The organism is Azospirillum sp. TSO35-2, assembly GCF_003116095.1.
Taxonomy (GTDB): Bacteria; Pseudomonadota; Alphaproteobacteria; order Azospirillales; family Azospirillaceae; genus Azospirillum.
Genome location: NZ_LGRA01000021.1, coordinates 1524431 through 1549690, shown reverse-complemented (window position 1 = coordinate 1549690; position 25260 = coordinate 1524431). Strand labels below are relative to the sequence as shown.

At 67.4% G+C, this 25260-nt stretch carries 17 protein-coding genes and 3 tRNA genes; 16 read left to right on the top strand and 4 right to left on the bottom strand.

Annotated elements, in window-relative coordinates; genetic code table 11:
- Positions 1 to 191 precede the first annotated feature (191 nt).
- A complete protein-coding gene (gene glnA / locus TSO352_RS23120; RefSeq protein WP_109109532.1) occupies positions 192 to 1601 on the bottom strand; it encodes a type I glutamate--ammonia ligase in 1410 nt (469 codons plus the stop codon).
- Between the two features lie 283 nt (positions 1602 to 1884).
- The gene (locus tag TSO352_RS23115) at positions 1885 to 2223 is read right to left on the bottom strand and encodes a P-II family nitrogen regulator (RefSeq protein WP_012974531.1); all 339 of its coding nucleotides are present in this window, start codon (positions 2221 to 2223) and stop codon (positions 1885 to 1887) included.
- Between the two features lie 365 nt (positions 2224 to 2588).
- On the opposite strand from TSO352_RS23115, the gene TSO352_RS23110 reads away from it, so the two are divergent.
- From TSO352_RS23110 to TSO352_RS23060, 11 genes are all read left to right on the top strand, one after another.
- A tRNA-His gene (locus TSO352_RS23110) sits at positions 2589 to 2664 on the top strand.
- 167 nt (positions 2665 to 2831) lie between these two features.
- Entirely contained in the window at positions 2832 to 4295 is a 1464-nt protein-coding gene (locus tag TSO352_RS23105) for an NAD(P)H-hydrate dehydratase (protein WP_109109530.1), read from the top strand.
- A gap of 111 nt (positions 4296 to 4406) precedes the next feature.
- Positions 4407 to 6005, top strand: a complete 1599-nt coding sequence (locus TSO352_RS23100; protein WP_247872333.1) for a malonyl-CoA decarboxylase — start codon at positions 4407 to 4409, stop codon at positions 6003 to 6005.
- 149 nt (positions 6006 to 6154) lie between these two features.
- Positions 6155 to 6239, top strand: a tRNA-Leu gene (locus TSO352_RS23095).
- 91 nt (positions 6240 to 6330) lie between these two features.
- The gene (gene tig / locus TSO352_RS23090; RefSeq protein WP_109109528.1) at positions 6331 to 7674 is read left to right on the top strand and encodes a trigger factor; all 1344 of its coding nucleotides are present in this window, start codon (positions 6331 to 6333) and stop codon (positions 7672 to 7674) included.
- Between the two features lie 112 nt (positions 7675 to 7786).
- Positions 7787 to 8416: an ATP-dependent Clp endopeptidase proteolytic subunit ClpP gene (gene clpP, locus TSO352_RS23085; RefSeq protein WP_109109527.1), complete on the top strand. Its 630-nt coding sequence runs from the start codon at positions 7787 to 7789 to the stop codon at positions 8414 to 8416.
- Positions 8417 to 8657: 241 nt separating this feature from the next.
- Entirely contained in the window at positions 8658 to 9920 is a 1263-nt protein-coding gene (clpX, locus tag TSO352_RS23080; protein ID WP_109109526.1) for an ATP-dependent Clp protease ATP-binding subunit ClpX, read from the top strand.
- A 409-nt stretch (positions 9921 to 10329) separates the two neighbouring features.
- Positions 10330 to 12279: a methyl-accepting chemotaxis protein gene (locus TSO352_RS23075; RefSeq protein WP_158284621.1), complete on the top strand. Its 1950-nt coding sequence runs from the start codon at positions 10330 to 10332 to the stop codon at positions 12277 to 12279.
- 208 nt (positions 12280 to 12487) lie between these two features.
- On the top strand, positions 12488 to 14911 hold the full coding sequence (gene lon / locus TSO352_RS23070) for an endopeptidase La (protein ID WP_109109524.1): 2424 nt from the start codon (positions 12488 to 12490) through the stop codon (positions 14909 to 14911).
- Positions 14912 to 15097: 186 nt separating this feature from the next.
- On the top strand, positions 15098 to 15370 hold the full coding sequence (locus TSO352_RS23065) for an HU family DNA-binding protein (protein ID WP_109109523.1): 273 nt from the start codon (positions 15098 to 15100) through the stop codon (positions 15368 to 15370).
- 111 nt (positions 15371 to 15481) lie between these two features.
- Positions 15482 to 15556 (top strand) — tRNA-Val (locus TSO352_RS23060).
- 60 nt (positions 15557 to 15616) lie between these two features.
- Here TSO352_RS23060 and TSO352_RS23055 read toward each other — a convergent pair.
- Positions 15617 to 16777, bottom strand: a complete 1161-nt coding sequence (locus TSO352_RS23055) for a hypothetical protein (RefSeq protein WP_146210787.1) — start codon at positions 16775 to 16777, stop codon at positions 15617 to 15619.
- Positions 16778 to 16930: 153 nt separating this feature from the next.
- Positions 16931 to 19213, bottom strand: coding sequence for a DNA topoisomerase (locus tag TSO352_RS23050; protein ID WP_109109521.1), 2283 nt, complete (start codon positions 19211 to 19213; stop codon positions 16931 to 16933).
- Positions 19214 to 19315: 102 nt separating this feature from the next.
- On the opposite strand from TSO352_RS23050, the gene TSO352_RS23045 reads away from it, so the two are divergent.
- From TSO352_RS23045 to TSO352_RS23025, 5 genes are all read left to right on the top strand, one after another.
- A complete protein-coding gene (locus TSO352_RS23045; RefSeq protein ID WP_247872332.1) occupies positions 19316 to 20035 on the top strand; it encodes a trypsin-like serine protease in 720 nt (239 codons plus the stop codon).
- Positions 20036 to 20128: 93 nt separating this feature from the next.
- Positions 20129 to 20476 (top strand): RidA family protein, encoded by a 348-nt coding sequence (locus TSO352_RS23040; protein WP_109109520.1) that lies wholly within the window; start codon positions 20129 to 20131, stop codon positions 20474 to 20476.
- A gap of 228 nt (positions 20477 to 20704) precedes the next feature.
- Positions 20705 to 22846: an elongation factor G gene (gene fusA, locus TSO352_RS23035; protein ID WP_109109519.1), complete on the top strand. Its 2142-nt coding sequence runs from the start codon at positions 20705 to 20707 to the stop codon at positions 22844 to 22846.
- A gap of 356 nt (positions 22847 to 23202) precedes the next feature.
- Positions 23203 to 23673, top strand: coding sequence for a tetratricopeptide repeat protein (locus TSO352_RS23030; protein WP_247872331.1), 471 nt, complete (start codon positions 23203 to 23205; stop codon positions 23671 to 23673).
- Between the two features lie 146 nt (positions 23674 to 23819).
- Positions 23820 to 25256, top strand: coding sequence for a hypothetical protein (locus TSO352_RS23025; protein WP_109109517.1), 1437 nt, complete (start codon positions 23820 to 23822; stop codon positions 25254 to 25256).
- Positions 25257 to 25260: the final 4 nt, after the last annotated feature.

Here is a 25260-nt window from a genome sequence, read left to right as displayed (position 1 = left end):
GGAGTGAGGGGAGGGCGGCCGCCTGCCGGCACGTCGTCGAGGTGTTCCAGGCCCGAATCCCGGTATTGGCTCTCCCGGAATGAAGAAGACCCCGCCGGCGATAAAGCCGACGGGGTCCACTCGACCGGTCCACCGCTGGGGTTCACATCCGCATGAAGCGGGCGTGAACCCCAGGAAATCAGTGGCTTGGATCAGACCGAGTAGTACATCTTGTACTCGATCGGGTGCGGCATGGTCTCGAAGGCCATCATCTCTTCCGTGCGGAGGTCGATGTAGCCGTCGATCATGTCGGCCGAGAACACGTCGCCCTTGCGCAGGAACTCGTTGTCCTCGCGCAGCGCGGTGAGCGCCTCGCGCAGCGAGCCGCAAACCGTCGGAACCTTGGCCAGCTCTTCCGGCGGCAGGTCGTACAGGTTCTTGTCCATCGCGTCGCCGGGGTGGATCTTGTTCTGGATGCCGTCCAGGCCGGCCATCAGCATGGCGGCGAAGGCTAGGTACGGGTTGGCCGACGGATCCGGGAAGCGGACCTCGACGCGCTTGCCCTTCGGCGAGGCGACGTACGGGATGCGGCAGGACGCCGAACGGTTGCGGGCCGAGTAGGCCAGCAGGACCGGGGCCTCATAGCCCGGGACCAGGCGCTTGTAGCTGTTGGTCGACGGGTTGGTGAAGGCGTTCAGCGCCTTGGCGTGCTTGATGATGCCGCCGATGTAGTACAGCGCCAGCTCCGACAGGTCGGCGTACTGGTTGCCGGCGAACAGCGGCTGGCCGTCCTTCCAGATCGACTGGTGGCAGTGCATGCCCGAACCGTTGTCACCGAACACCGGCTTCGGCATGAAGGTCGCGGTCTTGCCGTAGGCGTGGGCGACGTTGTGCACCACGTACTTGTAGTACTGCATGTTGTCGCCGGTGCGGACCAGCGTGTCGAACTTGATGCCCAGCTCGTGCTGGGCGGCGGCCACCTCGTGGTGGTGCTTCTCGACCGGGACGCCCATCTCGGCCAGGACGCTCAGCATCTCGGCGCGCAGGTCGTTCGCGCTGTCGATCGGGGCGACCGGGAAGTAGCCGCCCTTGGTGCCCGGGCGGTGGCCCAGGTTGCCGTCCTCATAGTCCTTGCCCGAGGCGTAGGAGCCTTCGTCCGAGGCGAACTCGTAGGACACCTTGTTCATGTCGACGGAGTACTTGACGTCGTCGAACACGAAGAACTCGGCTTCCGGGCCGAAGAACACGGTGTCGCCGATGCCGGCCGAGGCGGTGTAGCGCTCGGCGGCCTTGGCGATGCCGCGCGGGCAGCGCTCGTAGGCCTGGCCGGTGCCCGGATCGAACACGTCGCAGAGGATGTTCAGCGTCGGCTGGGCCGCGAACGGATCCATGACCGCCGTGGTCGGGTCGAGCTGCAGGATCATGTCCGACTCTTCGATGCCCTTCCAACCGGCGATCGAGGAACCGTCGAACATGATGCCGTCCTCGAACACGTCCTCGTCGATGGTCGAGACGTGCTGGGCGGTGTGGTGCAGCTTGCCGCGCGGGTCGGTAAAGCGCAGGTCCACGTACTTGACGTCGTGTTCCTTGATCAGGTCGAAGACCTTGCTGATGTCGGACATGTCTCTTTTTCCACGCTTAAGAGGTTTGGGTCCCGCTGCGTCAAACCGCCGTCGGCTGTCGATGGCGGGGGGCGGCGCTTGCGGCGGACGTTATCTCACGCCTTTCTTCCCCGCACAACGCGCCAACCCAAAAAGTCGCACGTCCCGCATAGGCGGCCATCGGCCGTTCGGCGGGGGGTGCGGCCGGGGCCGGCGGAAGGGGGCGGGGAAAACGGCGCATGTTGGCGGCGGCTTGGAGGGAGGGGTTGCCGGGGTGGTTGGAAAGACCGGTTCCGGACGCGGGTCAGATCGCGTCGGCACCCTTTTCGCCGGTCCGGATGCGGACCACTTCTTCCACGGGCGTGACGAAGATCTTGCCGTCGCCGATGCGGCCGGTGTGCGCGGCCTGCTGGATCGCCTCGATCGCCCGCTCCACCAGGGAATCCTCCATCACCACCTCGATCTTCACCTTCGGCAGGAAGTCCACGACGTATTCCGCGCCGCGATAAAGCTCGGTGTGGCCCTTCTGGCGGCCGAAACCCTTGGCTTCGGTCACGGTGATCCCCTTGATCCCGACCTCGTGAAGGGCTTCCTTCACTTCGTCGAGCTTGAACGGCTTGATGATGGCTTCGATCTTCTTCATGGGTCTCTCGTGTACGAGGTGCCAACGCCGGCAGGCACCGTCCACGGCTCTGCCGACAGCGACAACAGTAAGCATGGAGCGTGCCACAATCGGCCGATCCCGTCCGGCGGCGTCGACGCTCGGCATAGGACGGTTGGATGCCGTCCGATGGAGCAGGCTGCTGCCGAAAGATGCGGCGAAGTGAACAATATTTGTGCACAAGGCGCAAGGGATCCGAGCGTCAAAGCGGCCGCGGCGTGGCGGGACGCCGCCGAAAACCGCCCCCCGATGGTGGCCGGAAGGCGGGCGGAACTTTTTTCGGTGTCGGGAAAAAAGGCGCTTGACCGGCCGTCCCGAGCTGGGGCATAACGCGGCTCCCAACGGTGGCGGTGGTAGCTCAGTTGGTAGAGCCCTCGGTTGTGGTCCGAGTGGTCGTGGGTTCGAGTCCCATCCATCGCCCCATCCCCTTTCTTCTTGCTGTGCAAGATCCGATCCGTTTGACGCCCGCACGGTTTCCAAGCCGTTTTGCGGGCGTTTTTGCTTGTCCGGCGTCCGGAGTATCCGGACGATAAGAAGAGGGCGACCGCATCGCGGGTGTGCCGGGGTCGCGTGTGCCGGGGGAGTGCGGGATGGATGAGCTTCTGTCCGTCGCGGAGATGTATCGGGCCGACCAGTTGGCCATCGCCGCCGGGGTGCCCGGCCCGGCGTTGATGGAGGCGGCCGGCGCCGCCGTGGTCCGCGCGGTGTGCGAACGCTGGGCGCCGCACCCGACCGCCGTGCTCTGCGGGCCCGGCAACAACGGCGGCGACGGCTTCGTCATCGCCCGGCTCCTGCTGGAGGCCGGCTGGCCGGTGCGGCTCGCGCTGCTCGGCACCCGGTCCGCCCTGACCGGCGACGCCGCGGTGGCGGCCGACCGCTGGCCCGGCCCGATCGAGGCCGCCGACCCCTACATCCTCAAGGGCAACCCCCTGGTCATCGACGCGCTGTTCGGCGCCGGCCTGTCCCGCCCGCTCGACGGGCTGGCCCGCACCGTGGTCGAGGCGATGGAGGGCCGCACCGTGGTGGCGGTCGACGTGCCGAGCGGCCTGCACGGCGACAGCGGCCGTGTGCTGGGCGCCGCGCCGCAGGCCGCGCTGACCGTCACCGTCTTCCGCCGCAAGCCGGGCCATGTGCTGCTGCCCGGCCGCACCCTGTGCGGCGAGGTGGTGGTGGCCGACATCGGCATTCCGGAGCGCGTGCTGGACAGCATCGCGCCGCAGACCGCGGTGAACGGGCCGGCGCTGTGGCGCCACCGTTTCCCCTGGCCGGCGCTGGACGGCCATAAATACGCGCGCGGCCATGCGGTGGTCCTGGGCGGCGCGCGGATGACGGGCGCGGCGCGGCTGGCGTCGGTGGCGGCGCTGCGGGCCGGGGCCGGGCTGGTCACCATCGCCTGCCCGCCGGAGGCCTTTCCGGTCTACGCCGCCGGCTGTCCCAGCGTGATCGTCGATCCGGTGGAGGACGGCGGCGCCTTCATCCGGCTGCTCGGCGATCCGCGCAAGAACGCGGTGCTGCTCGGGCCGGGGGCGGGGCGGGGGACGCAGACCCGCACGGCGACGCTGGCGGCGCTGGACGCCCACAAGGCCTGCGTGCTGGACGCCGACGCGCTGACCAGCTTCGCCGAGTCGGCCGACGAGCTGCTCGACCGGCTGACCGCGCGCTGCGTCCTGACCCCGCACGAGGGTGAATTCGCCCGGCTGTTCGGCGATTCGGTGGGCATGGACGGCGACAAGCTGTCGCGGGTGCGCGCCGCCGCCTCGCGCTCCGGCGCGGTGGTGGTGCTGAAGGGCGCCGACAGCGTGGTCGCCGCGCCCGACGGACGCGCGGTGGTCAACGTCAACGCGCCGCCCGACCTCGCCACCGCCGGCACCGGCGACGTGCTGGCCGGCGTGGTGCTGGGGCTGCTGGCCCAGGGCATGGACGCGTTCGACGCCGCCTGCGCCGCGGTCTGGCTGCACGGCGAGGCCGGGCACGCGGTCGGCCCCGGCCTGATCTCCGACGATCTGCCCGGCGCCCTGCCCGGGGTGCTGAAGGCCCTGAAGGGGCAGGCGTAGGCCGGCGGTCCAGGCAAGCCCGGCTTCCGCGGTACCCCTGACGGCGGTCCCCGACGGCTGCGTCCGTGCGTCCACTTGCGGAGCGGCGGTGGCGGGGCCAGACTCGGCGGCATGAGCGACACGACCGACACCGCAGCACCCAAGGCAGCCCCGGTTGCAACCCCGGGGGCACCCCAGGATCCGGCCCCGCCCGCGGCGGCGGTGCAACCCGGATTGCTCGACCGCGCGCTGGACAACCTGCGCACCCGCTGGCGCGAGATCGCCGCGTCGGCGCGTGGCGCGGTCGGCGCGCCTCCCCGCACCCATCTGCCCAAGGAGGACGCCGAGCGTCTGAAGGAGCAGATCGAGGCCTGCCTCGAATCGCGCGGCGGCGAGGTGTCGGCCCGCGCCCGCGCCGCCCAGCTCGGCCGCACCTATCTGGCGCTCGATCCGCAGGGGCGGCGGAACTTCCTTGTTATGCTCGCGCGCGACTTCGACGTCGACCGCGATGCGGTGATGGACGCGATGGCGACCTTCCAGGCGGCGGCCGACCCGGTCGCCCGCGGCCACGCCGAACGGGCGCTCCGCCGCGCGCTGGAACCGCCGCGCCTGCGGCTGCTGACCCAGTTCAACGCCCTGCCGGAGGGGGTGAAGTTCCTGGTCGACCTGCGCGCCGAGCTGATGGAGATGGCGCGCGGCGAACCGCTGCTCCAGGCGCTGGAAGACGACCTGAAGAACCTGCTGCGGGCCTGGTTCGACGTCGGTTTCCTGGAGATGCACCGGATCACCTGGGACAGCCCGGCCTCGCTGTTGGAAAAGCTGATCAAGTACGAGGCGGTGCACGAGATCAGCGGCTGGCAGGACCTGAAGGACCGGCTCGATTCGGACCGCCGCTGCTTCGCCTTCTTCCACCCGCGCATGCCGAACGAGCCGCTGATCTTCGTCGAGGTGGCGCTGGTCCAGGGCATGTCGGACAACGTCCAGGCGCTGCTCGACCCGTCGGCCCCGGTCTGCGACCCCAAGAGCGCCGACAGCGCCATCTTCTACTCGATCTCCAACGCCCAGAGCGGGCTGGCCGGCATCAGCTTCGGCAACTTCCTGATCAAGCGGGTGGTCGACGGGCTGGCGACCGAGTTTCCCAACATCAAATACTACGCCACCCTGTCGCCGATCCCCGGTTTCCGCCGCTGGTTCGAGCGCACGCTGGACCGCGACGGCGACGCCGTGCTGACCAACCCGGAGGCCGAGCACATCGCCGAGCGGCTGGCCGCGCTGGAGCAGGCCGACGACGAGGACGGCGGCGGGGGTGGCGGCGCGACCGAAGGCGGAGTCGGGGCGGAGGAGACGCCGCTGCTGGCCCGCGCGCTGTCCCGGCCGGACTGGTTCGAGGACGAGGAGCTGCAGAAGCGCCTGCGCGGGCCGCTGATGCGGCTGTGCGTCCATTACCTGACGACCGCCCAGGCGCCGGCCCGGCGGAGCGAACGCGGCGGCAACGCGCCGGCGCGGGCGCTGGACCCGGTGGCGCATTTCCACCTGACCAACGGCGCCCGGATGGAGCGGCTGAACTGGCTGGCCGACCGCTCGACCAAGGGGTTGAAGCAGGCCTGCGGCATGATGATCAACTACCGCTACCGGCTGGGCGAGATCGACGCCAACCACGAGGCCTACACCGGCGAGGGGAGGATCATCACCTCGTCGGCGGTGCGCTCGCTGGGCAAGGCCGGCGGCTGACGCGAACGGGCGGGTTGCGGACCGGCCCGCCTGCGACCGATCCGCCCCATTTTGCCTGTTTGCTTCCGCCCCGCTGTGCTATAGACCGGACTTCGCCGGCGGTCCGGCGGGTGTCCCGGCACCCGTCGCGGCTGCCTTTTGCCATGAACGCGGGCGTGGCGGAATTGGTAGACGCGCTGGATTTAGGTTCCAGTGACTTCGGTCGTATGGGTTCAAGTCCCTTCGCCCGCACCATGGCAAACCTCTGGACCGCATGGAAAACACGGATTCGGGCCGCCCGGACGGGCGCCGCCGGGCCGGCACAACGAGATAGGCTTTCGTTCCGATGAACATCACCGAGACCAGCACCGACGGCCTCAAGCGCGAATTTCAGGTCGTCATCTCCGCCAAGGACATCGAAGAGAAGGTGAACGGCAAGCTGGAAGAGCTGCGCCGCACCGTCCAGCTGCCGGGCTTCCGTCCGGGCAAGGTGCCGGTGAGCGTGATCAAGCAGCGCTACCACGGCGGCGTGCTGTCCGAGGTGCTGGAGGACGCCATCTCCGACAGCTCGCGCCAGGCGCTGAGCGAGCGCGGCCTGCGCGTCGCGCTGCAGCCGAAGATCGAGGTCGAGAAGTACGAAGAGAACGGCGACCTCTCCTACAAGATGGCCGTCGAGCTGCTGCCGGACGTCGAGCCGGGCGACTTCTCGTCGATCGAGCTGGAGAAGCCGGTCGCCGAAGTGACCGACGAGTCGGTCGAAGAGGCGCTGCAGCGCCTGGCCTCGGCCCACTCCACCCAGGCCCCGGTCACCGAGGACCGCGGCGTCGAGACCGGCGACATCGCCGTGATCGACTTCGCCGGCTCGGTCGATGGCGAGGCCCTGCCGGGCATGGACGGCAAGGACTACCCGCTGGAAATCGGCGCCGGCCGCTTCGTGCCGGGCTTCGAGGAGCAGCTGGTCGGCGCCAAGGCCGGCGAGCACCGCACCATCAACGTCACCTTCCCCGAGGACTACCCGCACGAGCGCCTGAAGGGCGCCGCCACGGTGTTCGAGGTCGACGTCAAGGAGCTGCGCAAGAACGTCCCGGCCGAGGTCAACGACGACCTCGCCAAGGAGTTCGGCATGGAGAGCCTTGAGAAGATGCGCGAAGCGATCCGCGACCGCATCAAGGGCGAGTATGCCGGCCTGTCGCGCCTGCGCGTGAAGCGCCAGCTGCTTGACAAGCTCGCCGAGGCCTACTCGTTCGACGTGCCGCCGGGCATGGTCGAGATCGAGTTCGAGGGCATCTGGGCGCGCCTGCAGGAAGAGCTGAAGAACGGCAACGCCGGCGAGGACGCCAACAAGTCCGAGGACGAGCTGAAGACCGAGTACCGCTCGATCGCCGAGCGCCGCGTCCGCCTGGGCCTGCTGCTGTCCGAAGTGGGCCGCCGCAACGACATCCAGGTCACCCAGGACGAGGTGAACCGCGCCCTGATCAACGAGGCCCGTCGCTTCCCCGGTCAGGAGCGTCAGGTGTTCGAGTTCTTCAAGCAGAACCAGCAGGCTCTCGAGAACCTGCGCGCCCCGATCTTCGAGGACAAGGTGGTCGATCACATCCTGGATCTGGCCAAGGTCGCCGAGAAGACCGTCAGCGTCGAGGATCTGACCAAGGACGAGGACGAGGCCGGGGACGAGTCCGCGGCGGCCTGAACTCCCAAAAGGAGTGGGGGCGGGCTACCATCCGCCCCCAAAGGTTCCTATATGTGGTTCCGTGCCGGCAACGATCACCGGTTCAGCCAACTGCGGGGGCAGGGAAGAACACATGTACGACTTCGAGCCGAAGATGAATGCTCTGGTCCCGATGGTCATCGAACAGACCAACCGGGGCGAGCGCGCGTACGACATTTATTCGCGCCTGCTGAAGGAGCGGATCATCTTCCTGATCGGCGGAGTGAACGACGCCGTCGCCAGCCTGATCTGCTCGCAGCTGCTGTTCCTTGAGTCGGAGAACCCGAACAAGGACATCGCGCTCTACATCAACTCGCCGGGTGGTTACGTCTCGGCCGGCCTCGCCATCTACGACACCATGCAGTACATCCGTCCGCAGGTGTCGACGGTGTGCATGGGGCAGGCCGCCTCGATGGGCTCGCTGCTGCTGGCCGCCGGCGCGCCGGGCAAGCGCTTCTCGCTGCCGAACAGCCGCATCATGATCCACCAGCCGTCGGGCGGTGCCCAGGGCCAGGCCTCGGACATCGAGATCCAGGCGCAGGAGATTCTGAAGCTGCGCTCGCGCCTGAACGACATCTACGTCAAGCACACCGGCCAGGACCTCGACACCATCGAAACCGCCATGGAACGCGACAAGTTCATGTCGCCGGAAGAGGCCAAGGCCTTCGGCCTGATCGACGAGGTGGTGGAGAAGCGGCCGGGCGTCGACCACAGCCATTCCTGAGTGCACCCAACAAAGGGTTGATCGGGTCGTGACGCTGATGTTGAATGGCGGTGACACGATCCGGTCATCGGGCTGCAACGCCGGGGGGCCGACGGGGGTGTTCGTGATGCGACGCAAAATCGGCGCATGACCTTGTCGCGGGCGTCGTCCGCGACAAACTGAAGTAGGACCGGCGTCGGGGGGCGCCGCGTACGGGCATGGTCCCCAAGGATCACGCCTCCCGCGAGATGACGGAGTACCGATGAGCAAGTCCAGCAGCGGCGATTCGAAGAATACGCTCTACTGCTCCTTCTGCGGCAAGAGCCAGCACGAGGTCCGCAAGCTGATTGCCGGTCCGACGGTGTTCATCTGCGATGAATGCGTCGAACTGTGCATGGACATCATTCGCGAGGAGAACAAGACCACCCTCGTGAAGTCCCGCGATGGGGTTCCGACTCCGCGCGACATCCATGCGGTGCTCGACGATTACGTCATCGGACAGTCCTACGCCAAGCGCGTGCTGTCGGTGGCGGTCCACAACCATTACAAACGCCTCGCCCACGGGACGAAGCACAACGACGTCGAACTGGCGAAGTCGAACATCCTGCTGATCGGCCCGACCGGCTGCGGCAAGACGCTGCTGGCCCAGACCCTGGCCCGCATCATCGACGTTCCCTTCACCATGGCCGACGCCACGACGCTGACCGAAGCCGGCTATGTCGGCGAGGACGTCGAGAACATCATCCTCAAGCTGCTCCAGGCCGCCGACTACAACGTCGAGCGGGCGCAGCGCGGCATCGTCTACATCGACGAGGTCGACAAGATCAGCCGCAAGTCCGACAACCCGTCGATCACGCGCGACGTGTCGGGCGAGGGCGTGCAGCAGGCGCTGCTGAAGATCATGGAGGGCACCGTCGCCTCCGTGCCGCCGCAGGGCGGGCGCAAGCATCCGCAGCAGGAGTTCCTGCAGGTCGACACCAGCAACATCCTGTTCATCTGCGGCGGCGCCTTCGCCGGGTTGGACAAGATCATCGCCCAGCGCGGCAAGGGCACCAGCATCGGCTTCGGCGCCGATGTCCGGTCGTCCGAGGAGCGCGCCACCGGCGAGATCCTGCATGAGGTCGAGCCCGAGGATCTGCTGAAGTTCGGCCTGATCCCCGAGTTCATCGGCCGCCTGCCGGTGCTGGCCACCCTGTCCGACCTGGACGAGGTCGCGCTGGTCGAGATCCTGAGCAAGCCGAAGAATGCCCTGGTCAAGCAGTACCAGCGCCTGTTCGAGATGGAGGACGTCCATCTGGAGTTCTCCGAGGACGCGATGAAGGCGATCGCCCACAAGGCGATTGCCCGCAAGACCGGCGCACGCGGCCTGCGCTCGATCATGGAAGCCATCCTGCTCGACCCGATGTTCGACCTGCCGGGCCTGACCGGCGTCGAGAGCATCCTGGTCAACAAGGAAGTGGTCGAGGGGCGGGCCAAGCCGCTCTACGTCCACGCCGAACGGCGCAGCGAAGCGCCGGGAGCCTGACACCGGCTGGAATCATCGGTACCGTGACGGAAAAAGGGGCGCTTCGGCGCCCCTTTTTCTTTGCCCGGTAGTTGACCAAAGGAAAGAATAAACCGAACGATGAAAAACATTTCACCGAACGCAACCTGATGAAAATATCAGTGCAAAGAGCATTTTTAACGAATATCAAAAGATAGGGCGATAAGATCGTCGCCGGAACATTGGACACGGTGGACAGCCACGTCGTTGTCGGCTCGTCTTTCGCCGCTTCCGGCTGTTTGTGTAAGAACATTTCGGTGGGCGAGCAATGAAGATACGAAGCTTCCTTTACGTTTGCTTGGCTTGTGTCGGTGTCGTCGCGGCGGTCCCCGCCACTTGGCTGGCTCTGCAGGAAACCGCGTCGGCCGGCCGGGCGTCGGCGGCACGGGACATGGTCGATGTGCTGGGTGCCGCGACGGCGCTGAACGAGGCGCTGGCGCTGGAACGGGGCGTCGTCAACCTGCCGCTGACGGCCGGCAGCGCCATCGACAACGCTGGCCGCGAGGCCCTGGCGAAGGCGCGCTCACAGGCCGACGGCGCGCTCGCCCGCTACGTCGCCGCCGCCAAGGCGCTGGGTGACTCCAAGGCGACCGGCGAGGTCAGCGCGCTGGAGAGCAGCCTGTCGGGTGTGCGCAGCCAGGCCGACGGCTGGCTGGCCAAGGACCGCGCCGGCCGGCCGGCCGATGCTTCGGCCCAATTCTTCGCCGGCATCGTCCGGGTGACCAGCCAGGTCGGCGTGACGATGACCCGCCTGGGCCACCAGTTGAACGATCTCGATGCGGCGGTCGGTGACCGGGCCGACATCGCGGTGCGCGCGGCCACCCTGCGCGAACAGGCCGGCCAGCAATCCGTCCTGTACCTCCGCAGCCTGGGCACCGGCAAGCCGATGCCGGCGGAGACCGAGGCCGAGGCCATGATGCTGGAAGGGCGCATCCTGGCGAGCTGGGAATCGGTCGAAGACGACATCGTGTCCGGCGAGATGGAACCGGCGCTGCGCACCGCGCTGGAAACCGCGCGCAAGGGCTACATCCAGGGATTCGGCGCCTTCAAGAACCGCGTTCTGACGGCGTCGCGGGCGGGCAAGCCCTACGATCTGGACGGCACGGAATGGCGCCGGTCGGCCTCCCCGCTGCTGCAGGACCTGCTGGTCATCCGCGACGCCGGCTTCTCCGTCGGCCGTGAGATGGCGAGCGCCCATCATGCCACGGCGTTGCGCCACCTGATGCTGGCGGTCGGGGTCGTGGTTGTCGGTTTCGCCGCGCTGCTCGGCGTGGCGGTCGCGATCACCCGGCGGGCCTCCCGGCCGATCGTCGAACTGGCCCAGGTGGTCGGGGCGATCGCCGGCGGGCGGCGCGACGTCGATGTGCCGCACCGGCGGCGGACCGACGAGATCGGCGAGATGGCCGCGGCGATCGAGGTGCTGCAAACCCGTGCCCGCGAGGCCGACGACGCCGAGGCCCGGCGCCGGTCCGACCAGGAGGAGCGCGAGCGCAACCGCCTCGTGATGGAACGGGCGACGCAGGAGTTCGTGGAGCAACTCGAGTCGGTGGTCGGCCATCTGTCGAACACCGCCCAGGCGGTGCGCGGAAACTCCGAAGGGCTGTCGGCGGCGGCGGAAAGCGCCTCCTCCCTGACCTCCTCGGTGGCGTCGGCGTCGGAGCTGGCGAACAGCAACATCCAGACGGTCGCCGCCGCGTCGGAGCAGCTCCAGTCCTCCATTGGCGAGATCAGCCGCCGCATCGACGATGCCGCCCGCATCGCCCAGGACGCGGTGCGCGAAGCGGGAAGCACCGCCGAGATCGTCGCGACCCTGGCCGACCGGGCGTCCGACATCGGCTCGGTGGTCGACATGATCAACTCCATCGCGTCGCAGACCAACCTGCTGGCGCTGAACGCCACCATCGAGGCGGCGCGGGCCGGCGAGGCCGGCAAGGGCTTCGCCGTGGTGGCGAGCGAGGTGAAGAGCCTGGCCGGCCAGACCGCCAAGGCGACCGACGACATCCAGGTCCGCGTCGGCGAGATCCGCAGCGTCAGCGGCAACGCGGTCACCGCCATCGGCGCCATCAGCCGCACCGTCGCCGCGATCAGCGAGGCCGCCGCCGCGGTGGCCGCCGCCGTGGAGCAGCAGAACGCCGCCACCCGCGAGATCGCCCGCAACATCCAGGCCGCCGCCCAGGGCACGGTCGAGGTGTCCGGCAACATCGGCGAGGTCGCGGCGACCGCGGAAAGCACCCGTGTCGCGTCTGGAGAGCTGCTGATCGCGTCGCGCGGGCTGTCGGATGAGGCTGGAACCCTGCGTTCCACCGTCGACGCGTATGTGAACCGCCTCAAAAGGGCGTGACCGACCGCAAACGCGGCCGGAATGCCGTCGGATGTCCCTGGTTTGGCGGCGGGAAACCGCCCGGGCCGACCCTCAGCCCCTTGAAGGGGGGCTGGGGGTATGCCACGTTAGTCCGGTGCCGTAGGCGATCCCCGCGCTTTTGAGAAGGCGGGGGCTGTGTCAGGCCCATTTCCGGGCTGGCGGCGATCCATTCATTGAGGCCCTGCCGATGATCGAACTCTCCCGTGGTGCCCTCTACCCGGTCCTGCCGCTGCGCGACATCGTGGTCTTCCCCCACATGATCGTGCCGCTGTTCGTCGGGCGCGAGAAGTCCGTGCGCGCGTTGGAAGACGTGATGAAGGATGACAAGCAGATCCTGCTGGTCACCCAGAAGAACGCCGCGCAGGACGATCCGACTCCGGCCGACATCTACAGCGTCGGCACCGTCGGCACCGTGTTGCAGCTGCTGAAGCTGCCGGACGGGACCGTCAAGGTGCTGGTGGAAGGTGGCCAGCGCGCCGCCATCACCAAGTTCGCCGACAATGAGGAGTTCTTCCAGGCCCAGGCCGATCTCGTCGAGGAGAAGGTCGGCGAGAACCAGGAGCTGGAGGCGCTGAGCCGCGCCGTCGTCTCCCAGTTCGAACAGTACATCAAGCTGAACAAGAAGATCCCGCCCGAGGTGCTGGTCTCGATCAACCAGATCGAGGAGTCGGGCAAGCTGGCCGACACCGTCGCCTCGCATCTGGCGCTGAAGATTCCGGAAAAGCAGCAGCTTCTGGAATGCGCCACGGTGTCGGAACGGCTGGAACGCGTCTACGCCTTCATGGAAGGCGAGATCGGCGTGCTGCAGGTGGAAAAGCGCATCCGCAACCGCGTCAAGCGGCAGATGGAGAAGACCCAGCGCGAATACTATCTGAACGAGCAGCTGAAGGCGATCCAGAAGGAACTCGGCGAGACCGAGGACGGCCGCGACGAATCGGCGGAGCTGGAAGAGAAGATCAACAAGACCCGCTTCTCCAAGGAAGCCCGCGAAAAGGCGCTCGCCGAGCTGAAGAAGCTGCGGTCGATGAGCCCGATGTCGGCCGAGGCGACCGTGGTCCGCAACTACCTGGACTGGATGCTGTCCATTCCGTGGAAGAAGCGCACCAAGGTGAAGCGCGACCTGAAGCTGGCCCAGAAGGTGCTGGACGACGATCATTACGGTCTGGAGAAGGTCAAGGAGCGCATCCTTGAGTATCTCGCCGTCCAGAACCGCATGAACAAGGTCAAGGGGCCGATCCTCTGCCTCGTCGGCCCGCCCGGTGTCGGCAAGACCTCGCTCGGCAAGTCGATCGGCAAGGCGACCGGCCGCAACTTCGTCCGCATGTCGCTGGGCGGCGTCCGTGACGAGGCCGAGGTGCGCGGTCACCGCCGCACCTACATCGGCTCGATGCCCGGCAAGGTCATCCAGGGCATGAAGAAGGCGAAGTCGTCGAACCCGCTCTTCCTGCTCGACGAGATCGACAAGCTGGGTGCCGACTGGCGCGGCGACCCGTCGTCGGCGCTGCTGGAGGTCCTGGATCCGGAGCAGAACGGCACCTTCAACGACCATTACCTGGAGGTCGACTACGACCTGTCCGACGTGATGTTCGTCTGCACCGCCAACACGATGCGCATGCCGCAGCCGTTGCTGGACCGCATGGAGATCATCCGCGTCGCCGGTTACACCGAGGACGAGAAGGTCGAGATCTCCAAGCGCCACCTGATCGAGAAGCAGATCGAGGCGAACGGCCTGAAGAAGGGCGAGTTCACCATCTCCGACGACGCGCTGCGCGATCTGGTCCGCTACTACACGCGGGAAGCCGGCGTCCGCTCGCTGGAACGCGAGATCGCCAACCTGTGCCGCAAGGCGGTCAAGGAGATCCTGCTGAAGACCGGCGGCAACGCCAAGGTCGCGGTCACCCGCCGCAACCTGGACAAGTATGCCGGCGTCCGCCGCTTCCATTACGGCGAGGCGGAGCTTGAGGATCTGGTGGGCGTGACCACCGGTCTGGCCTGGACCGAGGTTGGCGGCGAGCTGCTGTCGATCGAGGCGGTGGGCCTGCCCGGCAAGGGCCGCGTCACCACCACCGGCAAGCTGGGCGACGTGATGAAGGAATCGGTCCAGGCGGCCGAGAGCTACGTCAAGTCGCGCGCCGTGGCCTTCGGCATCAAGCCGACGCTGTTCGAGAAGAAGGACATCCACGTCCATGTTCCCGAAGGCGCCACGCCGAAGGACGGCCCGTCCGCCGGCGTCGCCATGGCGACTTCCATCGTCTCGGTCCTGACCGGCATTCCCGTCCGCAAGGACGTGGCGATGACCGGCGAGATCACGCTGCGCGGCCGGGTGCTGCCGATCGGCGGCCTGAAGGAGAAGCTGCTGGCGGCCCTGCGCGGCGGCATCAAGCATGTGCTGATCCCGAAGGACAACGAGAAGGACTTGGCGGACATTCCGGACAACGTGAAGCGCAACCTGCAGATCCTGCCGGTCGGCACGGTCGACGAGGTGCTGCGCAACGCCCTGGTCCGTCCGCTGGAGCCGATCGAATGGACCGAACCGGAGGTCGATGCCGCGGCGGCGAAGGCCCAGTCGGAGAAGACCACCGGCGACACCGGCGAGGTCCTGCGTCACTGATCGGGGCCTGACGGCGTCGGCCGGATCATGGCCGCCACCATCGCGCCCATGATGCCAGCTGCCAAACGACGTTGGCCGCCCGTCTGCAATTGACGGGCGGCCAACGCTGTGATTATCCTTCGCGTCCACAAAGTCGTGGGGCGGCTTTTGTGTTTTAGTATTTGCTGAATTCGGAAGGGGGATTGCGTGAACAAGAACGATCTCGTGGCGCATGTTGCCGAAGCGTCGGGTTTGTCCAAGACCGATGCCACGAAGGCTGTCGACGCCGTGTTCGACAGCATCGCCGAATCGCTGAAGAACGGCGATGAAGTTCGTCTGGTCGGCTTCGGCACCTTCGCGGTGGCCGAGCGCGCCGCGAGCGAGGGTCGCAACCCGCGCACCGGCGAGAAGATCGACATCCCGGCGTCGAAGCAGCCGAAGTTCAAGGCTGGCAAGACGCTGAAGGACGCGCTGAACTGATCGGGATCCGAACAGGATCTTGAACCGGTTCGCCCGTTCGGGGCATAGTGCGGCCGGCCGGGTTCTTGCCCGGCCGGCCAATGTTTTTGCCGGTCCGTGTGCGTCCGGATCGGGCGATTAGCTCAGCGGTAGAGCGTCTCGTTTACACCGAGAATGTCGGGGGTTCGATCCCCTCATCGCCCACCACTTCCTTGGTACCCCGAAGAACGACCGGCCCCCGCGAGGGGCCTTTTTTGTGCGCGGGTGTCAGGGCTCGCCGCAGGCGTTCGGCTGGACCTTCATGCCGACATAGCCCTGCGTCGCGTCGTAGAGGAACTGGTACTGGCGCAGGAAGTGCCGGCCGGTGTTGATGAAGGGCGGGCGCTCGCTGGTGCTCCACGGGATGACCTGCACCGGCTCAACCGGGGTGCCGCCGCCGATGGTGAAGGCGTCGGTGGCGATCGGGTTGGGCAGGCCGGGGATGCTCACCGCGACCTTGGTGCCGGTGGCCAGCACGCCGATCTGTTTCGTCGGCTCGCTGGCGTCGGCCTGCTGCATCGTGCTGAACTGGATGCCGGGCGGTACGGTCATGTAGCTCTGCGGGATGCCGGTGTCGACCAGGACGGTGGCGTTGGTGCAGTTCGGTCCGTTCACGTCGGGATTGACGACGATGCAGCCGGTCGGCGGCATCCAGTCACCGGGATACTGGGCGTAGGGCTGGAGCTTCGCGAACTGGAAGCCGTCGGTGTTCTGGCCGGTCAGGCCGACCTGGATGCCTTGGCGGCCGATGACGTAACCCTTGTTGAGGCTGCCCGGCGCGATGGTCTGGCCGTTGATGCTGGTCAGGTTCAGCAGGACGTTCTTGTCCGGCGTGCCCTGCGGCTGGTAATCGGCCTCCTGGCCGAAACCGACGCCCATGTAGAGAATTCCCGAGCCCGCCGCCGATGCCAGCGACGGGCAGATCTGTCCATCGGTCTGATAGCTGGCGCACTTGCCGGACGTCTCGACGCCCAGCACCGGCACCGACGAGGTCGCCACCGGGGTGTTGTTGCGGTCGTACAGCGTCACCGTCATCGGCACCCAGGTGCCGGTCCACAGGACCTTGCTGCTCGACAGATACTGCGTGCCGGCCACCGCGCCCGGCTGCGTCTTCAACTGGTCGTAGTTCGGGATCTGGTCGTAGGACATGGCGATGCCGACCGATCCGGTGTCCATCTGCACCGACTGGATCGTCGAACTGCCGGCGATGCTGAAGTTCAGCCGCGGCGCGTAGGTGAACGACACGGTCTGGGGGTTTGCAAACGGGATGCACTGCGTCGCCGTGGCGCCGCTGTAGCTGGGGGCGGTCTGGGCCAGCGCCGGCACCGCTGCAACCAGAGACAGCGCCGCGGCGAGGGCGTGGCGAGGAACTTGAGGGGAGATTCTCATAGCAAAGCTCAGCATTGATTGCGATGCCGATGAGAATTGCTTGCGGCGCGGGTGGTGGCAAGCGACCATTCTGCTCGAAAAGGAACGAATCTGCGCATCGGCGCCGCCGATCGATGCGGCGCGCTCGTTCTGTACCGAGGCCCTACAGCGGGTCTAGCGCGCGTGCTGGTCGAGGAAGCTGCGGCACTGGTCGAAATCGTGCAGGCAAGGGGCGGGCAGGGCGATGCCCTTGCGTTCGGCCAGGCTGCGGGCGAAGGCGACCATGCGGTCGGTCGGCTCGCGCCGTCGGCGCGACTCCGCGGCTGACGCCTGCTCCGGCGGTGGGCCGCCCGGGATGTCATGTGGGACGTCGTGCGGGACGGCGGCCGGCGTGGCCACGGCCTTGGGCTTGCGGGTGCGGCGCGGCTTCGGCGCAGTCGCCTCACCGCCACCGGCGGCGTTGTCGGCCGGCGGAGCGGCCTTGGCGGCGCGACGGCGGGTCGGCTTGGCGCCGGTTCCCGACCGGGCCGGGCCGCCGGTGCGGGCGGTGGCGCCGCGACGGGAGACACGGGCCTTCGCCGCCGGAACACCGAGGTCCAGCGTGGTGCCGCGCTGACCGACCAGCGCGCCGATCAACCGCTCGGCCTCCGCCGCGATGGCGTCGATCACCGTGCGGAAATCGGCCTGTCCGACCACCACCTCGTCGAGCTTCATCTCCCACAGCGCGGTGGTGCCGGGGTCGACCAGGGTGGGGGCGGCGGCGCGCAGCGTCTCGAACAGGTGCAGGCCAGCCGGCGTCGGCACCAGCCATTTGCCGTCGGCGCCCAGCAGGTTCTGCTTGCGCAGCCCCTTGATGACCTCGGCGCGGGTGGCCGGCGTGCCGATCCCCTTCGCCTCCTTCAGGCGGTCGCGCAGCGCCGGGTCCTCGACGAAGCGCCAAGCGTTCTGCATGGCGTCGACCAGCGTGCCTTCGTTGTAGCGCGGCGGCGCCTGGGTGCGCTTGGCCTCCACCTTGGGGTCGCTCAGCGTCGCCGGCTCGCCGTCGGTCAGGGGCGGCAGCGTCTGCTCGGCCTCCTCTTCCGGCTTGGCGCCCGAGCGGTCGTCACTCTCGGCCGAGCCGAAGGCGGCCTTCCAGCCCAGCTTCAGCGGGATGCGGCCGACGGCGCGGAAGGCCACCGGCTTGCCGTCCACCGGCACCGGCATGGTCACGCTGGTCTGCCGGTATTCGTAATCCGGCATCACCGCCGCCAGATAGGAGCGGCAGATCAGGGCGAACAGCCGCTTCTCGTCGTCGGTCAGGCGGTTCAGCCGCGACTCGAGGTCATCCAGCACATTGACGTTCGGGATCACCGCGTGGTGCGACACCCCGTCCAGCGCCTTGTCGCAGAAATGGCCGGACTTGCCCTTGCGGATCACGGGGCGCCGAACATCCATGTGTTCGTCAAGGTGGGCGAATCCGCGCAGCCGCGTCAGCGCGCCGACGATGGCCGGCGCGTCGGCGATCTGGTTTTCCGACAGGTAACGCGCCTCGGCGCGCGGGTAGGTGATCAGCTTCTTGCCGTCGCCGTCATACAGCTCCTGCGCCACCGCCAGCGTGCGGTCGGCGGTCCAGCCCCAGCGCTGGCCACAGGTCTTCTGCAGGGCGGGCAGGTCGTACAGCTTCGGCGGCGCCTGCCGCTTTTTCTCCACCGTGACGGTCAGTGGGCCGCGGTGGCGGTCGGCGGCCCGGGCGATCGCCTCGGCGGCGGCGCGGTCCTTGATGCGGTCCTTCGGCGCCGGGGCGTGGCGCATCTGGAAGCTGCCCCCGGCGGCGGTGGCGGTCGCCACCACCTCGAAATAATCCTCGGGCTTGAAGTTGCGGATCTCCAGCTCGCGCAGGCAGACGATGGCCAGCGTCGGGGTCTTCACCCGGCCGATGCCGATGACGCCGCGGGTTCCCGGCGCCAGCAGCGTCTTGGTCGCGGTGCGCGTCAGCGACAAATTGTAGATCTGGTCGGCCTGCTGGCGTGCCACCGCCGCCTGATACAGCGGCCGCATCGACTCGTTGGGCTTCAGCGCGGCGAAGGCGTCGCGCAGAGTCTTGGGGTCTTGCGCGGTGAACAGGGCGCGGCGCACCGTGCCGCGGTAGCCGGCATGCTCCAGGATCTCCTGCCCGATCAGTTGCCCCTCGCGGTCGCAGTCGGTGGCGAGGATCACCTGGTCGCAGCCGCGCAGCGCGGCGGTGATCGCCTGCAGCTTCGCCGCCTTGTTGCCGCCGCTGTCCGGGCGGGTGGGGTAGAGCCCGTCCGGCTTCAGCAGGGTCGGTGACCAGCGCTTCCAGGCGGGGTCCACCTCGTCCGGCTCGGCGAGGCGCAGCAGGTGCCCCTCCGCCGGCAGGATGCGGCCGTAGCGGTCGCCCAGCGCTGCGCGCAGGTCTTTCGCCTGACTGGATTTCTCGGTGATGATCAGCGTCGCCATGCCCGGGAGGATACGGAATTGAGGGAAACGGAGCAAGAACATGCGTGGGGTGCCGGCCGCCGGGCCTGCGTCTTTTTGGTCGCAGGGGGGCTGGCGCTGCTGATGGCGGCGCCGGTCGCGCGGGCGGAGCGGCCGTTGCTGCCGGGCGTGGGGCCGGGCGACCGCCGCGCGCCGGTGGACGCCGACGCCGCACCGTGGCGCAGCGTGGTGCGGGTGCAGACCAACCTCGCCGGGCGCTGCACCGGCGCGCTGGTCGGGCCGCGCACGGTGGTGACCGCCGGCCATTGCCTGTTCAACGCGCGCACCCGCCGCTTCCTGCCGGCATCGTCGCTGCATGTGCTGTTCGGCTACGCCCGCGGCGACTACAGCCAGCACATCACGGTGGCGCGGGTGGTCACCGACCCGGCCTATGACCCGTCGGCCGGCCAGCCGTTGGAGTCGGCCGACTGGGCGGTGCTGACGCTCGATGCGCCGGCCCCCGCCACGGTGCCGCCCCTGCCGGTGGCGGCGGCCCCCCTGGCGGCGGGCGCGCCGGTGATGCTGGGCGGCTACAGCCAGGACCGGGCGCAGATCCTGATGGCCGACCGTGATTGCCGCGTCCTGGGGACCACCGCGGGCCTGCTGGTCCATGATTGCGACGCGACGCGCGGCACCAGCGGCGGGCCGTTGCTGGTGCGGACGGCGGGCGGGACCGGCGAGGGCTGGGCGGTGGCCGGAGTCGCCGTGGCCGCCGGCAACACGCCCGCCGTGCGCAATTTCGCGGTTCCGGCGGCCCGTTTTGCCGCATCTTTGGCGAAGGACGGCATCGCGGGACAGCCCTGAGCCGCCGTGGCGCATTTTTCGCTTCGCGCGGGGCCGGGAATGGCATAGAGGTACGCGCGTCTTTTTAGCCTCGGAACCCGGAGTCTTTCCGTCATGTCGATCCAGCGCTTCCACACCGGACCGCGCATGAGCCAGATGGTTGTCCACAAGGACACGGTCTATCTCGCCGGTCAGGTCGCCGACGAGCCGACGCCCGACGTCGAGCGTCAGACCGCCCAGATCCTGGCCCAGATCGACCGTCTGCTGGCCGAGGCCGGCAGCGACAAGAGCAAGCTCTTGTCCGCCACCATCTATCTGGTGGACATCGCCAGCTTCGGCGCCATGAACAAGGCGTGGGAGGCCTGGGTCGATCCGGCCAACACGCCGGCCCGCGCCACCGTGGAGGCCAAGCTGGCGGCGCCCGAATATCTCGTTGAAATTCAGGTCACCGCTGCTAAATAAGGCCGCGGAAAACGGGGCGACCCGGCAGCCTCGGTTGGGGTGTGCCGGCGTGGCCCGAACGCTGTGAGGGCCGCGCGCTTCAATATTCCGACATTTGCTTGTCGGTTTACGGAATGTTAATGACGCCTTAACAGATCGCCCGTAAAACCCCGACCAACCTCTGCCGCCGAAGCGGACGACCATGACGGTCGCGCTTCGGTTGCCGCGTTACTGCAATGGAACCGCAACATGCCGCGCCAAACGCCACTGTCTGACATTCGGAACATCGGCATCATCGCCCACGTCGACGCGGGCAAGACGACGACGACCGAACGCATCCTGTACTACACCGGCCGCAAGCACACGATCATCGACGTTCACGAGACGAAGGATCTCAAGACGTCGACGACGACCGACTACATGGAGCAGGAGCAGAAGCGCGGCATCACCATCCAGTCGGCCGCCGTTTCCGTCTTCTGGCGCGACAAGAAGATCAACGTCATCGACACCCCCGGCCACGTCGATTTCACCATCGAAGTGAACCGCAGCTTGCGCGTTCTCGACGGCGCGGTCGTGGTGTTCGACGGCGTCGCCGGTGTGGAGCCGCAGTCGGAAACCAACTGGCGCCTGGCCGACAACTACGACGTTCCGCGCATCTGCTACGTCAACAAGATGGACCGTTCGGGCGCGAACTTCCGTCGTTGCGTCGACATGATCCGCACCCGCCTGAACGCCCGTCCGGTCTGCATCCAGGTTCCGCTCGGCTCGGAAGACAACTTCCGCGGCATGGTCGACCTGATCGAGATGAAGGCCTATGTCTGGTTCTCGGACGACAAGGACGCCAAGTGGGAGATCTGGGAGATCACCGACGATCTCGCCCAGAAGCTCAACCTGACCGTCAAGGAAGACCTGGACAACGTCGCCAGCATCAAGGCCCTGCGCGCCGACTTGGTCGACACCGCGCTGGAGCAGGACGAGGCGGCGATGGAAGCCTACCTCGACTCCGGTGAGGATCCGTCGCCGGACGTCATCCGCGCCTGCCTGCGCAAGGGCACGCTGAACAGCGCCTTCACCCCGGTGCTGTGCGGCTCGTCCTACAAGAACAAGGGCGTCCAGCAGGTCCTCGACGCCGTCGTCGAGCTGCTGCCGGCCCCGACCGACGTCCCCAACATCAAGACGGTGGACGAGGACGGCAACCCGAACGGCGAGCGCGCCAGCTCGGACGAGGCGCCCTTCTCGGCGCTGGCCTTCAAGGTGCTGAACGACACCTACGGCTCGATGACCTTCATCCGCGTCTATTCGGGCGTGCTGACGAAGGGCATGTCGATCCTGAACTCGACCCGCGGCAAGCGCGAGAAGATCGGCCGCATGGTCGAGATGTTCGCCAAGGAAGCCAACGCGCTGGAAGAGGCCCGCGCCGGCGACATCGTCGCGCTGGTCTCGCTGCAGGAAACCGAGACCGGCGACACGCTGTGCGACGCCGCCCACCCGGTGATCCTGGAGCGCATGCGCTTCCCCGAGCCCGTCATCAGCGTCTCGGTCGAGCCGAAGACCAAGGGCGAGCAGGAGAAGTTCTCGATCGCGCTGGGCAAGATGGTTCGCGCCGATCCGTCGCTCCGCCTGGAGACCGACCGTGAAACCGGCCAGACCATCCTGCGCGGCATGGGCGAGCTGCACCTCGAAGTGACGCTCGACCGCATGCGCACGGAGTTCGGCGTGGAAGGCAACATGGGCAAGCCCCAGGTCGCCTACCGCGAGGCGATCACCAAGCCGATCGAATACACCTACACCCACAAGAAGCAGACCGGCGGTTCGGGCCAGTTCGCCGAGGTGAAGATCGTGTTCGAGCCGCGCGAGCGTGGCGAGGGCTTCGAGTTCCTCGACGAGACCGTCGGCGGCACGGTTCCCCGCGAATACGTCCCGTCGGTCAAGAAGGGTCTGGAACTCCAGAAGGAAGACGGCGTGCTCGCCGGCTACCCGACGGTCGACTTCCGTGCCCGCCTGGTGGACGGCAAGTACCACGACGTCGACTCGAACGCCCTGACGTTCGAAATCGCCGCCAAGGCCTGCTTCCGCGAGGCTCTGCCGAAGGCCGGCCCGATCCTGCTGGAGCCGGTGATGAAGGTCGAGGTGGTCACCCCCGACACCTACCTCGGCGACGTGATCGGCGACGTGAACCGTCGTCGCGGCACGATCGTCGGCCAGGTGGAGCGTGGTGCCAACATCGCCGTCGAGGCGACTGTGCCGCTGAACGAAATGTTCGGCTACATCGGCCAGCTGCGTGGCATGACCTCGGGCCGTGCGTCCTACACCATGGAGTTCAGCCACTACGAGCCGGTGCCGCGCAACGTCACCGACGAGATCGTGGCCGGCCGCAACAAGGCCGCCTGATTGCCGGTTCGGCAGTCCGGTTTGCAATCCTGAGTCCCAACGGCCGGCGGAGCGATCCGCCGGCCGTTGGTGTTTCGCCCTGGTGCTTCGGGGCGCGGTTTAAAGGGCTTTTACGAGGGTATTTCAAAGGGTTGGTGCTTCACCCGATGTCATACCGGTCATATCTCCGCGGCCTTAGGGCGGGTTTGTAACGCCCATGTCGAAGTCGCTAGGGTTTTGCAACCAAAAAAATGTTGGCAAGACGACGATTCCGTGCACAAATTTGAAGCATGGAGATTCGACGCTTCTTTTCCTTGACAGTGATGTTGCTGACCACCCTCGGCGTCCCGGCCGGGGCGGGTCAAGGAAACCTGCGTTTGGATGGCCTTTTCAGCGCGTTGCACACCACCACCGACGCCGCCTACGCCGAATCGGTCGAAGAGCATATCTGGGATTTCTGGCTGGAGCATCCCGACCCGGCGATGGTCCGCGACATGCGCGCCGGCGTCTTCAGCCTGAACGACGACGATTACGAAGCGGCGCTGCACGCCTTCGACGCGGCGATCACCCGCGACCCCTCCTACGCCGAGGGGTGGAACAAGCGTGCGGCCACCCATTACATGCTCGGCGACTACGGCGCTGCGGTGGTGGACCTGCGCCACGCCCTGTCGCTGGAACCGCGCCATTTCGGTGCGCTGGTCGAACTGGGCCTCGTCTACCTTGCGCTCGGACAGGACCAGTGGGCGCTGCGGGCCTTCGACGCGGCGCTGACGATCAACCCGCATCTGAATCGCGTCCGGGCCCAGGCCGATGCGATCCGCCATCGGGCGACGGGCACCGCGCTGTAGGCGGTGCGGCGGCCGGCGCCACACCCGCCGGTGCCGTTACCAATTGTCACGGGTATCCCATTCCTGAAAAACCCGCGATGGGAGTATGATTGCTCCGGGTGCGGCCGTCGGGCGGTCGCTTGTTTGTGCCTGCACGCGGGGGCGGTATGTTCGACGAGGCGATACGGGTGATCGGTGAATTGCGGGTGCTGAGCGCGCTCGGCCTGCTCTGCCTGTCCTTCATCCTGCCGCTGACGATCTTCATCGGGCGCAGCAACATCAAGAACGTCCGGCAGAAGATCATCGCCGACCTCGAGTCGGTGTTCCGCATCGAAGGGCAGGACCATGATCAGCTGATCCCGTCCTTCGAATTCGCCGCCTACAAGTATCGGGCCTTGCCGCAGGGGCCGGACCAGACCCAGCGGTCGGAATGGCGCGCCTATGTCTTTCCGGTCCTGGTCTTCATCATGGTGTCCTTCAGCGGCTTCCTGACCTCCAGCGGCATGCTGCTGGGCAAGGAGCGCCTGGACCATTTCCAGCCCCTGTTCAGCGGGATGACGCTGTATGGGGTGGACGAGGTCACGCGGACGGATCTGGTGCATTACCAACTCCAGACCATCGCGGTGCTGTCCTTCGCCTTTTTCGGCGCCTATGTCTGGTCGATCGACTATCTGATCCGCCGCATCTCCAACTACGATTTGTCGCCGATCTCCTTCCTGCGGGTGACCGGCCATATCATCCTGGCCTGCATCACCGCGGTGACCCTGCATCACGGCTACATGGACATGGGACAGGTGATGCCGGAGGGCGCGGTCACCGACCGCGTGCCGGAACTGCTGGTCGCCTTCCTGGTCGGCTTCTTCCCCCGGCTGGGCCTGCAGACACTGCTGAGCAAGGTGCCGCAGTTGCAGATCCGGCGCATCGACCCGCGCGCCCAGGCCTTCATCCGCGAATACCCGATCGACATGATCCTGGGCATCGACTCGGCGATCAAGTTCCGGCTGGCCGAGTTCGAGATCGAGGATGTGCAGAACCTCGCCACGGCGAACCCGATTCTTCTGTTCGTCGAAACGCCCTACGGCATCTACGAGACGATGGACTGGGTGGCGCAGGCGCAACTGCTTCTGGCGCTCGATCTCGACCAGGTCGAGGCGTTGCGGACCATCAACATCCGCACGATCTTCGACGTCGAGCGCTTCATGGCGCGGCCGGAGTCACGGCCGCGGCTGATGGAGGCGCTGAACTGCCCGAAGACCGACGGGCAGGGCAAGGTGCTGCTGGCCGACCGCGGCATCACGCTCGCCAACCTCGAGTCGGTGGTGCAGGCGATCGGCGAGGACCTGCATGTCCAGCGCCTGCGCCAGATCTGGCGGAACATCGAGCTGAAACTGAGTCTCGACCTGCCGCAGGTCAACCGCGACCGCGCGCTGGTGCTGTCCGGCCAGATGCCGCCGCGCCCTGCCGACCGCTGGCCGGGTCACCGGCCGGCGCATCACAAGCCGGCGTTGGCGCAGGTCATGGCGGAGAACGGTGCCGGTGACGGCGGAGCCCGGTCCGATGCCGGCGCGGACGCCGGCCGGCCGGTGGTGGTTCCGGCCGAATAGCGCC